The sequence below is a fragment of the Nocardia sp. NPDC051833 genome, assembly GCF_040681225.1.
In the GTDB taxonomy this organism is placed as follows: Bacteria; Actinomycetota; Actinomycetes; order Mycobacteriales; family Mycobacteriaceae; genus Nocardia.
In genome coordinates, this window is the sequence record NZ_JBFAYK010000001.1 from 1,261,860 (window position 1) to 1,275,372 (window position 13,513).

Below are 13,513 nucleotides of genomic sequence, written 5' to 3' on the forward strand. Positions count from 1 at the left end.
TTCAGCGGGTCAGGGCGGTGTGGGTGTGGTCGGCGAGGGATTCGATGGTGGGGCGTGGGAGCAGGGTGTCGACGTAGCAGAAGGTGATCGACATCGTCGTGTCCAGGGTGGCTACGGCGACGGTGAGGGCGCTGGCGCAGGAGTTGGTGCCCGCGACGGTGAGGGCCGTGATCGGGAGGGGCTCGGGGGTTTCGGGGGCGGTGAGGCGGCCGAGGTTGCTCAGGGTGACGTTCCAGGGGGCGCGGCGGTCGACGAGTTCGACCGCGCGCCTGCCGGATTCGAGGGAGCGCGGGCAGCCGTAGCGGATGGCGGCCAGGGCGCTGAGGTCGGCGTGCCGGTCGAGGCGATGGGTCAGTTGGGATCCGGCGGCACGCGCGGCGTCCCAGAGGGAGTCGGCCGGGCCGAAGGGCACGAACGTGGGAACCACGGCGGTGAACATGCCCGGCTCGTCGTCGGCGGGTGGTGGCGCCAGGCGGGAGCGCAGGTCGACCGGGATGCCGATCGCGGCGATACCGGAGCCGCGGGGACGGTTCAGTTCTCCCAGCGCCTGGGCTAGGGCGGCGGCCAGCGCGGCGTTGACGGTGACGCCCGCGCGCTGACAGCGGGTGCGGAGCGCGGCGAGCTCGTCGCCCTCGACGGTCCTTAGCACGGTGCGGGTGCGGCGGGCGGGCAACGGCGGCGGGGTGCCGGGGATGCCGACGGCGCGCCGGAAGGTCGCGGTGAGCTGGCCGGCGAGGTTGGTGCGCAGGCACCGGAGCAGGCCGGTGTGCGCGGACGGGATCAGGTCGTCGGCGGCCGGGATCGGGGTCCGGACGGTGTCGGGCACGGCGGCGCCGAAGGCGACGGCGAGCAGGCGCGAGCCGAGGGCGGCCATCGAGCGGCCGTCGATCAGCACGTGCGAGAAGACCAGGATCAGGTCGTGCAGCTCGTCGGAAGTGCCGGGGCGCCAGGCCAGATCGATGAGTCTGCCCGGCGCGGTCGCGAGGTCGACCGGGGTGACGAGTTGCTCGTCGAAGACGGCGTGCCACTCGTCCGGATCGTCGACGATGCGGTGCAGGACCGGCAGATGCGGGTCGGCGGCGGGCACGAAGCGGGGCCCCTCGGCGACAACCACTCGCAGCAAGGGGAATTCGGCGACCACCGCCGCCGCAGCGTCCTCCAGACGATATGCCCCGATCGGCCCACGCACCCGCAGCCGGACCACACAGTTGGCCGGGGACAGCTGGTCGACCAGCCAGAACCAGCGCTCCGACGGCGACAGCGGACGATCGATCTCGCCGTCGCGCACCCTCACGCCGTCCTCCTCCACACCTCGCCCGGACCCGCGTGCGCCACGTTCCACACGCACTCGTTCGAGAGTACGGCCGCAGCTCGGCCGGGGCGCGAATCACGCGGTTCCCGGTGTGCCGGAGAGCTTGGCCTGCGATCGACCCCGCTGCCACCGGCTGCTTACGCGGATCGACGGCCGCCCTGCGATCTCGTTGCGCCACAGTTCGGTTGGGCCGACGTACGGTGCGGCGGCCTGGCACCCAGCCGTGAGCAGGCCTGCTGAACCGGCACCGCAATCGCGATACGCCAGCAGGGCCGATGGCTCCGGTCGAGAGATCCACGACCGGTCGGCGTGTGCCGTTCGATGGGCAGACGCGGTCGCTAACGGCTATCCCGATCTCGGCGTTCGGCCCGATGCGGGTGCAGGACTCGCTCGGTCCAGGCGGCGTCGCTGAGCAGTGCGCTGTCCGCACCGGCGGGCTTGGACAGCAGCGCGGCATTGCCGGGGCGCCTGAGTGCGGTGGGCAGGCTGATCCCGCAGGTGCCGAGGTAGCTGAGCAGCATCGTGGTGCGCAGGATCGTGGCGTTGGCGGCGTCGTAGGTGTCCTGGTCGGCGAGCAGGTCGGGGATGCGTGGCGGCAGGTGGCGGATCGGCGGGCAGAGCAGCGTCGCATCGCCCAGCTCGGAGGCGAACTCGGCGCGCAGGCCGGGCAGCGCGGCGTACACCGGGGCGATGGTGGTCGCCGTGCCGGTATTGCCTTCGAGACGGCGGCGGGTCGCGGGCTCGATCGGCATCGTCGAGCGCAGCCGGTGGCTGTGCAGGCGATAGGCCTCGGCGCCGACGATCGTGCCGTGGTCGTCCAGCAGTCGCTGGGCCGCGCCGAGGGAAGAAAATCCGCGCACCACCACGGTCGCGCCCGCCGCGCGCAGCCGGGCGACGGTGCGGGCGAAGTCATCGGCGATCGGTGGCGCGAGGTCCTCGGCCCATTCGCCGGTCGGCACGACGAACCGTGGCGGCAGCGAGCGCGCGGCGTCGACCCCGCCGGTCGTGCCGAGCCCGCCGACCGGCTGTCGGGCCCACCGCGCCGGGTCCGGCGTCCGGCCCCCGAACCACTGCCCGCCGGGTGATGCCGCCCCAGCGTGCGACACCGGCCCGGCGAACTGCGCGCGCCCTGCGAACTGCGTGGACCCTGCGAACTGCGCAGGCCCTGCGGATGCCGTAATACCAAGCGGAAGCAGCAGTTCGTCGAAGGCCGCGATGTCGGTGACGGTGGTGGCGAAGAGGCCGATGCTGTCTAGAGTCGGCGCGAGGGGCGCGAAGTCGTGCGGGCCGTATCGTCCTGGGCTGGCGCGGAATCCGATGATCCCGCAGAGGGCGGCGGGGATGCGGACGGAGCCGGAGGTGTCGGTGCCGACCGCGAGGGGGACCAGGCCGCGGGCGACGGCGACGGCTGATCCGGTGGACGATCCGCCGGGGATCATGTCGGGGGCCAGGGGGTTGGCGGGGGTACCGAACCGGGTGTTGATGCCGAGGCCGGAGAAGGCGAACTCGCTCAGGGTGGTCTTGCCGACGGTGATCAGGCCGCGGTCGTGCGCCCGGCGCACGAGCAGGCTGTCGACGGCGGCGGGTTCGTCGTGCTGGTGGCTGGCCGAACCGCACGTCGTGACGGTGCCCTGGACATCGAACAGGTCCTTCCACACGATCGGCACACCGTCGAGAGCACCGCGCCGGAGCCCACGCGCGGCCCGGCGATCACTCGCCGCCGCCTGGAGGCGGGCACGCTCACCGGTGACCGTCACCAGGATCGCGGCCGAATCAGGCTGTCGCACACGATCGATCGCGGCCTCGATCACCGCTGTCGCGGTGGTTTCGCCGGTGGCGACGGCACGGGCCGTGACGAGAGCGGTGGCCATGCGCGGCACTCCTCGGCATCGATGGAACGGACCACCGCACGCTATCGCGACCGCAACCACCCAGGGCATGGTGAAACATCCATTCAGCTTGCAAGAAAGTGGCGATATCTCCATAGCACCCGAGGTCCGCCCACCGGTTGACTGAACGGCATGACAACGACGAGCTACCCCGAGCCGGTGCTGGTGCCGGCCAGGCAGGCCAGGTCGGTGCTGCTGCGGACCGGCGACCGCCTGCGGATCACCGATATCGCCGGTGGCCAGGTCGGTGACGTCTTCGCCTACCACGCCGACGACCTCACCGAGCAGCACAGCGCCGCGCACACCCGCACCCACACCAGCCGCCTGTTCCCGGCGCTGGGCGAGGCGTTCGTGACCAACCGGCGCCGCCCGATCCTCACCTACCTCGCCGACACCTCCCCCGGTGACCACGACATGCTGATCGCCGCCTGCGACCCGGAACGCTATGCGGCATACGGTGATCCGGGCCATGCCAGCTGTGCGGAGAACCTGATCCGGGCGCTGGCCGAGCGGGGACACCCGGCGCCGTCGCACATCCCGCAGCCGATCAACGTGTTCATGCGGATCCCCGTCGCCACCGACGGCGCGCTGTCCTGGCTGGCCGCCCCGACCCGGCCCGGCGACGCGATCACCCTGCGCGCCGAGCTGCCGTGTCTCGTCGTCGTCTCGTCCTGCCCACAGGACCACAACGTCATCAACGGGACGGGCCCGAGCCCGCTGTCCCTGACCGTCCTGACCACCGAGGAGAAGAACCGATGACCACCACCGACCTCGCCCATCCCGCCCTCGCCCCGTTCGATCTCGGCACCCTGCGCCTGCGCAACCGCTTCACCGTGGCCCCGATGACCCGGATCTCGGCGACCCCCGACGGCACCCCGACCGCCCGGATGGCCGGGTACTACCGCGAATTCGCCGCGGGCGGCTTCGGGCTGATCACCACCGAGGGCATCTACCCCGACGCCGCGCACAGCCAGGGCTACTACGGTCAGCCCGGCCTGGTCACCGACGCGCACGTCGCCGGGTGGCGGACCGTGGTGGACGCGGTGCACGCCGAGGGCGTGCCGATCGTCGCCCAGCTGATGCACGCCGGTGCCATCTCCCAGGGCAACTCCTACGGCAACGGAACGATCGGGCCGTCGGCGGTCGCGCCGCCGGGACGGATGATGGCCGACTACGGCGGTGTCGGCGGCCCGTGGAGCGCGCCGAGGGAGATGACCACCCGCGATATCGACGAGGTGATCGCCGGTTTCGCCGCCGCGGCCGCGAACGCGAAGGCCGCCGGGTTCGACGGCGTCGAGATCCACGGGGCCAACGGCTACCTGCTCGACCAATTCCTCACCGGCTACACCAATCTGCGCACCGACGAGTACGGCGGCCCGGTACGCGACCGGGTCCGGCTGCACGTGCGCGTACTGGACGCGGTCCGCGCGGCGGTGGGCGAACTGCCGGTCGGCGTGCGGCTGTCGCAGACCAAGGTCAACGACTTCACCTACCGCTGGCCCGGCGGCGCGGACGACGCGCGGGTGATCTTCGGCGCGCTGGCCGAGGCGACCTACCTGCACATCGCCAGCGAGGGCCGGAACTTCCTGGAGACCGCGCGCCTGGCCGACGGCTCGACGATCACCCAGCTCGCCCGCGAGGTGACCGGTAAGCCGGTGATCGCCAACGGCGGCATGCACGCGCTGCCCCAGGCCGCCGACGTCCTCACCGGCGGGCACGCCGATCTGCTCTCGCTCGGCACGGGCGCGCTCGCCAACCCCGACCTGCCGCGCCGGGTCGAGACCGGGCGACCGCTCGACCCCTTCGACCGTGAGATGCTGCACCCCATGGCGAACCTGGACACCGCGGCGGCCTGGCGCGCACGCCGATGACGTCGTGGACCCGTGGCGCGGCCGCCGTCGCGATCCTGACCTTCGACGTCGACGCGGAAACGCCGATCCTCGCCGAGGGCAGACGCTACGCCGAGCACCCGATGGTGATGTCGCACCAGTCCTACGGACCCGATGTCGGCGTGCCACGGATCCTCGACCTGCTCGACGAGCTGGCCGTGCCCGCGACGTTCTTCGTGCCCGGCTGGGTGGCGGAGCGACGTCCTGGACTGGCCGCCGCGATCGTCGATCGCGGCCACGAGGTCGCCCACCACTCCTACAGCCATCGGGCGCCCACCTCGCTGCCGCCGGGCGCCGAGCGCGCGGATTTCGTTCGGGCACTGGAGGTCTTCGCGGCCCAGGGCATCGAGATCGCCGGACATCGCGCGGCGATGTGGAGCGCCAGCCGCGAAACCCTCGCCCTGGTGGCCGAATACGGGCTGACCTACGACTCCTCGCTGATGGGTGACGACCGGCCGTACCTGGTGCCGGGCGCGCACGCGCCGGTGGTGGAACTGCCGGTGCACTGGTCGCTCGACGACTGGGAGCAGTACGCGTATCTGCCGGAGCCGCGGATCGGGTCGGTCATCGAGTCGCCGGACAAGGTCGAGCGGATGTGGCGGGCCGAACTGGACGGGATGCGGCACTACCGGTGCCTGTTCAACGTGTGCATGCACCCCTTCCTCACCGGGCGGCCGGGCCGGATGCTGGCCATGCGCACCCTGATCCGCTACGCGCAGGACTGCGGGGACGTGACGTTCGCGCGCTGCCGGGACGTGGCGGCCTGGGCCAGCGCCGACACCGCGACACCGGTGCGCCCGCTGCCCACCTACGACGTGGATCCGGCGGTCTATCCCGGCTGAGGGTCGGCCGCGAACGCCAGGAACAGGTCGACTGTGTCGGCGAGCCGGTGCACATCGCGGCCGGTCAGCTCCGTGATCCTGGCCATCCGGTTGCGCAGGGTGTTGACGTGCACGTGCAGCGCCGCCGCCGTGACGCCCCACTGGCCGTCGTTGACGAGGAACACGCGCAGGGTGTGCTCCAGTTCGGTGCGCGCGCGGGCGTCGTGCGCGCGCAATGCGCCGAGCACCTGACCGGCGAAGCGCTCCAGCACCCGGGCATCGAGCAGGCCGAGCAGCATCCGATGGGTGGCGATGTCGGCGAAGGTCGCGGTGTCCGGACCGGTCTGCGCGCGCAGCACCTGGCAGACCTCCCGCGCCCGGACCAGCGGCTCGCGCAGACCCGCCGCGGTGGCGGCGATGTCGCCCACGCCGATGACGACGCGGGCGGCCGCCGCGCGACGGGCGACCTCGCCGGCGAGCTCGGCGGCGAAGCGGGCCGGTTCGTCGGCGGTGCCCGGCCACGGGCACACCGCCACCACATCGCGGCTGCCCGCGGCGGTGAACACCGGGATGCCGTGCGTGGCGAACACGGTGCCCGCCGCGTCGGCGATGTCGTCGAGCGACACGTCCTCACCGGCCAGCGCGAAGACCGCCAGCGGCCCGTCCGACGGCACGCCGTAGGCCCGCAATCGCCTGCGCACCTCGTCGTCGCGACCGGGGCCGGACAGGATCATCTCGAGCAGCTCGGCGGCGAAGCGGGCCTCGATCGCTTGCACCGCTTGCTGTTTGGCGACCTCGAGGCTCAGGAACCGAGCCGCCTGGTCGAGGGCCTCCCGATCGGCGGCGGTCAGCGTCGCCGCCGGTTCCAGGCAGTAGAGCCCGGCGTCGATCTCGCCCATCGCGCCCTCGACGAGGTAGAGCGCCGACGGCCCCGATCCGAGCAGGTTCACCTCGAGCGGCGGCGGTGTCCGCGTGAGCGCGGCCGCGGCCGTGCGGATCTGTTCGGCGGTCGGCTCACAGCCGATGGCGGCCAGGCAGCGGCCCCGCCGATCGACCACCAGCAGCGGCAATTCCGTCTCGCCCCGCAGGATCTCGAGCACCCCCGCCGCACCGCTGCCCCGCGACAGCGCGGTGGCCAGCGCGTCGCCCCGGCGCACCGTGGCCGTCAGCTCCGCCTGGAGCACCTCGTTCTGGATGCCGGCGGCGGCGCGGGTGAGCGCGGCGAACGGCACCCCGATACACAGCTCGATCAGGGGCAGGTCGCGCTCGCGGCACAGGTCGACGAGCTCGGCGGGCAGCACCGGAGTCTGCGCGGTCAGCCCGAAGACCAGACCGGCCGCACCCGCCCCGGCCAGCGCGTCGACGAAGCGCGCCGCGGGCACGTGCGACTGCCACAACCCGTTGGTCAGCACCAGCTCGCCGGGGCGCACGTAGGGCGACGGGTCGGGTAGCTCGGTGGTGTGCAGCCAGCGGATCTCGGCGGCCAGGCGATCGGTGAGGTCCGGCGTCACGATCCGCAGGCCGAGCGCGGGATCGGCGACCAGTCGGCTGATGGTCAACACCCCCGCGAATCTACCCATCGATCCGGCCGGGATGCTCAGTGCTTTCACAGGCTGTTACTACGTGCGTATTATGGACTTATGGGTTTCGAGTGGCCTGATTGGGCGATCGCTCACCTGATCGGCGTCGAACCCAGCGAGGTTCGGCAGGTCCTCGCAGCGTCACGACGGTGGCCACGCCCGGCCTTCGACGGCCAGGTGTCCGTCCTGACGGTGTGGGGGCGCACCACGGCCGGACGTCCGCTGATCGTGGTCACACGACAGCGCGACGACTGGACGTGGGTGATCATCGGCGCACGAGCGATGCGCGCCGAGGAGCTGGCGCAGTTCGAGCAGTGGGAAAGTGGGACCGAGTCATGAGCGATCAGGACTATCCATCGAGCAAGGAAGAGCTCGCCGACTTCATGGATCGGCTGAGCTTCTCCGACGCGGCCGCCGAAGCGCCACCCCGCCTGCCCGCCAACGAGGACATCATGGTGACCACCTCCATCCGGTTGCCGCTGGGCCTGCACTCCCGGCTGAAAACCCTGGCCGACGAGCGTCGCGTCGGCGTGTCGACATTGCTGCGGGAGTGGGCCGAGGCCGCCGTCGCCGAGATCGACGACGAGGATCAGCTGATCTCGCTCGCCGAGGCCAAACGGGCGCTGTCGCGGGTCCACCCCATCCATCGCGCCAGCTGATTCACGTTCGTGACCGGACGGTTCCCGCGCGAGAACCGCAGGGTGTAAATACTTCTCATGATGTTCTGGCGGCGCCGACCGATTGGCGATCTGCACGCGGTGCCCAGGTGGCCCACCGACCCGGACGCGCGGACGATTCTCGCGCGCTATCTCGACCAGCTCCCCGCTGACCCGGCCGCGCCGCGCACGACCGAGATGCTGTTCAACGGGTGGGGCCTCGACCTCGCGGGCAGTGATCTGTCGGGGCTCGATCTCGGTGGCGCCGAGCTCGGCGAGGCGAGGCTGACCGGCGCCCGGCTGATCGACACCGACCTCTACGGTGCCTGGATGCTCGCCACCGACCTGTCCGGGGCCGACCTCACCGGCGCCGACCTCGGCACCGCGCAAGCCCGCGACTGCGTATTGCGCGCGGCCCGGCTCACCGGCGCGCGCCTGATGAAGGCCGATTTCGCCGCCTCCGATTTCCGCGACGCCGACCTCGGCGGCGCCGATCTGCGCCGGGCGAGCTTCGGCGACAGCGATTTCCGTGGCGCGAGTCTGCGGGGCTGCCGGCTCGACCGCGCGAACTTCGATGGGGCCCGGCTGGCCGGCGCCGATCTCACCGGCGCGAGCGGCGCGGTCGACGGTGCGATCGATATCGGCGCCGACGCGCCCCGGCTGGTGCACGGCGCGGAACTCGCCGAGTGGTTCGACCGGCAGGGTGCGGCGATCGGTGTGGCCGTGTGCCGCTGATCTTTCGTTCGGCTGAGCAAGGGTGGCCACGCCCGGGCGCGGGACACGTGACCATGAATTTCCTTGCACGAGTGGGTAATCCACGCGCATTCTGACGCCGTGCAGAAGCTGGTGGCGGTAATCCTCGCGGTCGTGGTCGGGTTCGGCATCGTCGGGTGCAAGGGCGATGAGGCGACCGAGACGGCCAAAGAAGTCGTGTGCGAGATGGTGGTTCCGGTCGTCGAGGTGGTCGCGCTGAAGCTCAGGGCCGGCGTGACGGTGACCGCGGCCCTCGTCGTGGCGGCCACCGGCATCGCGCTCTCCCAGGCGTGCACCTATCTGCTCGACCGGTTCGGCGAGAACCCCGACGAGGAGCTCCCGGTGATCCTGGACAACGGAAAGGGCACCGAGACAACGAAAGTCAGCGCCAACACCTTCACCAGCGTCACCCAGAGCTGGTGTGACAAGACCGGCGGCTGCACCGGCTACGACCGCTGTCCCACCGGCTACCTGTGCCTGTTCACCGGCAGCGAGGGCACCGGCAAGATGTCGCTGTTCAAGATCGGCTCCCCCGACCTGGCCGGCCAGCACATCGACAGCGCCGCCCTCTCGGTCTACAACCGCGCGGGCAAGACCGCCACCCTCTTCGCCGCCCGCGACAACAAGGGCGACACCTACACCGTCGCCACCTCCGCCAAGGGCGACCTCCCCGCCGACTGGCGAGCCAGGGCCCGCTCCCTCACCGTCGGCCCGATCCCCACCGGGATCGCCTCCGGCACCGACTCCCCCACCGTCACCGGCACCGGCTCCCCCACCGGTACCGGCACGAAGACACCCGGCCCGACCGCCCCGAAGAGCGGAACCGGCTCGGCCGTCCCCTCGGTCACCAAGCCGATCACCCCCGGCACCGCCGGATCGTCCGCCCCGACCGGCTGAGGCCCACTGGGCACCGACGGCGTCAGCGTCGAACCGGGTTGCGACAGGCCTGCGCTACCGGTGACTCAGCCTCGCAGAACGCGCACCGCGCAGGTGATGCCCGGCGCGTTCGCCAACCGGGCGTCCGTCGTGAGCAAGTCACATCCATAGGCTTCCGCCGCCGCGACATAGGCGGCGTCGTAAGCGGTCAGGTTGTCGCGGAGATCCCAGATTCTGGGTACGAAGACCCGCGTAACGGGAACCTCGGGATCCAGTGCGCCGACGGCATCGACCGCGCGGGCGGCCTGGTCCGCGGTGATGGTGCCCGCACGGGTGAATCGCCGGATCACCGACAGGACCTCGACGGTCCAGTGCTGCGGGGCGATCCAGCGGTTGTCGGCTTCCAGCGCGGCACGGCAGACATCACCCAGCGGGCCGGGGTTGAGCAGCGCGTGAACGAAGACCGAGGCATCGACCACGATCACCCGCCGAAATCCGCATCATCGAAGGCCGAATCCCGTTCGGCGCGTTCGGCATCCAGCGCAACGACGACATCACCCGCGGTGAACGCGACATCCATCGCCGCGGGACTGAACTGCTTGAGCACCGCGATGTTGTCCTGCCGCCGAGCCTCGTCGCGCACCAAGTCGAACAGGAACGCCTGCAGCGACTGCCCGCGCTGCCGCGCCAGCGCGACCAGCTGGTCGCGCAACGGCTCCGGAACGTCGCGAATCTGCAAGGCAACCATGCATGCAATTATACATGCACAATCGCCATGGGAAACGGCCGAGGCCCCCGCGGTGTGCGGGGGCCTCGGTGGGTTCGATCAGTGGTGCGTCAGCGGCGGCGCTTGCCCTTGGTTTCGGCGCGGGCGGCTTCGCGGCGCTCGCGGCGGGTGCCGGGCTGCTGGCCGCCGTATTCCTGGGCGTCGGAATGGGATTCGGCGCGGCCGTCTTCGGCGGGGCCCGAGTAGTTCAGGCCGCGGGGGGCCTGATCGGTGATGCCCTTGGCGCGCAGGGCGGGCGGGGCCTGGGTTTCGGTGGGGGCGTCCTGGGGGCGGGCGCCGACCGGGGAACGCAGACCGGCGCCGACCGAGACGCCTTCGGGCTGGGGCTGCTGGACCTCGACCTGGAGGTTGAACAGGAAGCCGACCGACTCCTCCTTCAGACCGTCCAGCATCGCGGCGAACATGTCGAAGCCCTCGCGCTGGTACTCGACCAGCGGGTCGCGCTGGGCCATCGCGCGCAGGCCGATGCCCTCCTTGAGGTAGTCCATCTCGTAGAGGTGCTCACGCCACTTGCGGTCCAGGACCGAGAGCAGGACCTGGCGCTCCAGGTTGCGCATCGCGCCCTCGCCGGCGAGGCCGTCGATCTCCTGCTCGCGCTTCTCGTAGGCGGTGTGCGCGTCGTCGAGCAGGGCCTCGCGCAGCTCGTCGCGGGTGAGTTCGCCCGCGTCGCCGGTGCTGGTCTCGCCCGCCAGTTCCTTGTGGTCGAGGGTGACCGGGTAGAGCGTCTTGAGGGCGCCCCACAGCTTGTCCAGGTCCCAGTCCTCGATGTAGCCCTCGGCGGTGGCGCCGTCGACATAGGCGGTGGTCACGTCGGTGATCATGTTCTGCACCTGACCCTCCATGTCCTCGCCACGCAGGATCCGGTTGCGCTCGCCGTAGATGACGGTGCGCTGCTGGTTCATCACCTCGTCGTACTTCAAGACGTTCTTGCGGATCTCGAAGTTCTGCTGCTCGACCTGGGTCTGAGCGCTCTTGATGGCCTTGGAGACCATCTTCGCCTCGATCGGCACGTCGTCGGGCAGGTTCAGCCTGGTCATGATGGCCTCGAGCGCGGCGCCGTTGAAGCGGCGCATCAGCTCGTCACCCAGCGACAGGTAGAACCGGGACTCGCCCGGGTCGCCCTGACGGCCGGAGCGGCCGCGCAGCTGGTTGTCGATGCGACGCGACTCGTGGCGCTCGGTGCCGAGCACGTACAGACCACCGGCGTCGCGGACGGCCTCGGCGTCGGCCGCGGTCTGCTCCTTGACCTGATCGAGCGCGGAGTGCCAGGCGGCCTCGTACTCGTCGGGGGTGTGCACCGGGTCGAGGCCCTGCTTGCGCAGCAGGATGTCGGCGATGATGTCGGCGTTGCCGCCGAGCACGATGTCGGTACCACGACCGGCCATGTTGGTGGCGACGGTGACCGCGCCGGGCCGGCCGGCCTCGGCGATGATCTGCGCTTCCTGCTCGTGGAACTTCGCGTTCAGCACCGAGTGCGCCACACCGCGCTTGGTGAACTGCTTAGACAGGTACTCCGAGCGCTCGACGCTGGTGGTACCGATCAGGACCGGCTGGCCCTTCTCGTGCCGCTCCACCACGTCGTCGACGACGGCGGCGAACTTGGCCTCCTCCGACTTGTAGATCAGGTCGGCCTGGTCCTTGCGGACCATCGGCTTGTTCGTGGGGATCGGGACCACGCCGAGGCTGTAGATCGAGTGCAGCTCGGCGGCCTCGGTCTCGGCGGTACCGGTCATGCCGGACAGCTTGTTGTAGAGGCGGAAGTAGTTCTGCAGGGTGATCGTGGCCAGGGTCTGGTTCTCCGGCTGGATCTCGACCTTCTCCTTGGCCTCGATCGCCTGGTGCATGCCCTCGTTGTAGCGGCGCCCGACCAGGATGCGGCCGGTGAACTCGTCGACGATGATCACTTCGCCGTCGCGGACGATGTAGTCCTTGTCGCGGGTGTAGAGCTCCTTGGCCTTGATGGCGTTGTTCAGGTAGCTCACCAGCGGGGAGTTCGCGGCCTCGTAGAGGTTGTCGATGCCGAGCTGGTCCTCGACGAACTCCACGCCCGCCTCGTGCACACCGATGGTGCGCTTCTTGATGTCCACCTCGTAGTGGACGTCCTTCTTCAGCAGCGGCGCGATGCGCGCGAACTCGGCGTACCACTTGGACGACGCGTCGGCCGGGCCCGAGATGATCAGCGGGGTACGGGCCTCGTCGATGAGGATGGAGTCGACCTCGTCGACCACGGCGAAGTTGTGGCCGCGCTGGACGAGATCGTCCAGCGAGTGGGTCATGTTGTCGCGCAGGTAGTCGAAGCCGAACTCGTTGTTGGTGCCGTAGGTGACGTCGGCGCTGTAGGCGACGCGGCGCTCGGCCGGGGTCATGCCGCCGAGGATCACGCCCACCTCGAGCCCGAGGAAGCGGTGCACGCGGCCCATCCACTCGGCGTCGCGCTTGGCGAGGTAGTCGTTGACGGTGACGACGTGCACGCCCTCGCCGGAGATCGCGTTCAGGTACGCGGGGAGCACACAGGTCAGGGTCTTGCCCTCACCGGTCTTCATCTCCGAGATGTTGCCCAGGTGCAGCGAGGCGCCGCCCATGATCTGCACCTTGTAGTGCTTCTGGTTCAGCACTCGCCAGGAGGCCTCCCGAGCCACCGCGAACGCCTCGAGCAGCAGGTCGTCGAGGGTCTCGCCCTCGGCGAAGCGCTGCTTGAACTCGGCGGTCTTGGCGCGCAGCTCGTCGTCGGTCAGCTGCTCGATCTCCTCGCCGTACGCGATGACCTCGTCGGCGAGGTTCGACAGGCGCTTGACCATGCGACCTTCACCAATCCGTAGCAACCTCGTCAGTGTCAGCGCAGGCACGGGTCTCGTCAGTCCTCTGGTCGGAGTGTGTTCGGCTAGTGAGCCACGGTGTTATGGGCCATCGTAGTCCGCAGACCACCGTACCCGGCCGGGAGTACCCGTGC

Annotated in this window: 13 protein-coding genes; 7 read left to right on the forward strand and 6 right to left on the reverse strand. The window is 70.6% G+C overall.

The genetic code is table 11. The features are described from left to right. Window position 1: 1 nt before the first annotated feature. Together AB0L91_RS05505 and AB0L91_RS05510 are read right to left on the reverse strand one after the other, a co-directional pair. Entirely contained in the window at window positions 2–1,294 is a 1,293-nt protein-coding gene (locus AB0L91_RS05505; RefSeq protein ID WP_365007410.1) for a hypothetical protein, read from the reverse strand. 356 nt (window positions 1,295–1,650) lie between these two features. Further along, entirely contained in the window at window positions 1,651–3,183 is a 1,533-nt protein-coding gene (locus AB0L91_RS05510) for an amidase family protein (protein WP_365007412.1), read from the reverse strand. 150 nt (window positions 3,184–3,333) lie between these two features. Between AB0L91_RS05510 and AB0L91_RS05515 the strand changes: the two genes are divergently transcribed. From AB0L91_RS05515 to AB0L91_RS05525, 3 genes are read left to right on the forward strand one after another with little or no spacing between them, the layout of a single operon-like run. Continuing rightward, complete coding sequence (locus tag AB0L91_RS05515) at window positions 3,334–3,960, forward strand: urea carboxylase-associated family protein (protein ID WP_365007414.1); 627 nt, start codon at window positions 3,334–3,336, stop codon at window positions 3,958–3,960. After that, entirely contained in the window at window positions 3,957–5,072 is a 1,116-nt protein-coding gene (locus tag AB0L91_RS05520; protein ID WP_365007415.1) for an NADH:flavin oxidoreductase, read from the forward strand. Before AB0L91_RS05515 ends, AB0L91_RS05520 begins: the two co-directional genes overlap by 4 nt. Beyond that, entirely contained in the window at window positions 5,069–5,932 is an 864-nt protein-coding gene (locus AB0L91_RS05525) for a polysaccharide deacetylase (RefSeq protein WP_365007418.1), read from the forward strand. Before AB0L91_RS05520 ends, AB0L91_RS05525 begins: the two co-directional genes overlap by 4 nt. Here AB0L91_RS05525 and AB0L91_RS05530 read toward each other — a convergent pair. Then, complete coding sequence (locus tag AB0L91_RS05530) at window positions 5,920–7,473, reverse strand: PucR family transcriptional regulator ligand-binding domain-containing protein (protein ID WP_365007419.1); 1,554 nt, start codon at window positions 7,471–7,473, stop codon at window positions 5,920–5,922. The two genes, AB0L91_RS05525 and AB0L91_RS05530, sit on opposite strands and share 13 nt — an antisense overlap. 78 nt (window positions 7,474–7,551) lie before the next feature. Between AB0L91_RS05530 and AB0L91_RS05535 the strand changes: the two genes are divergently transcribed. The 4 genes from AB0L91_RS05535 to AB0L91_RS05550 all read left to right on the forward strand — a co-directional run bounded on the left by AB0L91_RS05535 (window position 7,552) and on the right by AB0L91_RS05550 (window position 9,797). Next, a complete protein-coding gene (locus AB0L91_RS05535) occupies window positions 7,552–7,830 on the forward strand; it encodes a hypothetical protein (RefSeq protein WP_355276126.1) in 279 nt (92 codons plus the stop codon). Beyond that, a complete protein-coding gene (locus tag AB0L91_RS05540; protein WP_355276127.1) occupies window positions 7,827–8,150 on the forward strand; it encodes a hypothetical protein in 324 nt (107 codons plus the stop codon). The genes AB0L91_RS05535 and AB0L91_RS05540 overlap by 4 nt, the downstream gene beginning before the upstream one ends. Before the next feature lie 99 nt (window positions 8,151–8,249). Then, window positions 8,250–8,882: a pentapeptide repeat-containing protein gene (locus AB0L91_RS05545; protein WP_365007422.1), complete on the forward strand. Its 633-nt coding sequence runs from the start codon at window positions 8,250–8,252 to the stop codon at window positions 8,880–8,882. 99 nt (window positions 8,883–8,981) lie between these two features. Further along, window positions 8,982–9,797, forward strand: coding sequence for a peptidase inhibitor family I36 protein (locus AB0L91_RS05550; protein WP_365007424.1), 816 nt, complete (start codon window positions 8,982–8,984; stop codon window positions 9,795–9,797). 65 nt (window positions 9,798–9,862) lie between these two features. Here AB0L91_RS05550 and AB0L91_RS05555 read toward each other — a convergent pair whose 3' ends face one another. The 3 genes from AB0L91_RS05555 to secA form a co-directional block, all read right to left on the reverse strand. Next, window positions 9,863–10,261 carry a type II toxin-antitoxin system VapC family toxin gene (locus AB0L91_RS05555; protein WP_365007426.1) on the reverse strand — a complete coding sequence of 133 codons (399 nt, stop codon included), beginning with the start codon at window positions 10,259–10,261 and terminating at the stop codon, window positions 9,863–9,865. Beyond that, window positions 10,258–10,524 (reverse strand): hypothetical protein, encoded by a 267-nt coding sequence (locus AB0L91_RS05560; RefSeq protein ID WP_357343422.1) that lies wholly within the window; start codon window positions 10,522–10,524, stop codon window positions 10,258–10,260. Before AB0L91_RS05560 ends, AB0L91_RS05555 begins: the two co-directional genes overlap by 4 nt. An 89-nt stretch (window positions 10,525–10,613) precedes the next feature. Next, window positions 10,614–13,409: a preprotein translocase subunit SecA gene (gene secA, locus AB0L91_RS05565; RefSeq protein WP_365007428.1), complete on the reverse strand. Its 2,796-nt coding sequence runs from the start codon at window positions 13,407–13,409 to the stop codon at window positions 10,614–10,616. Between the last annotated feature and the right edge of the window lie 104 nt (window positions 13,410–13,513).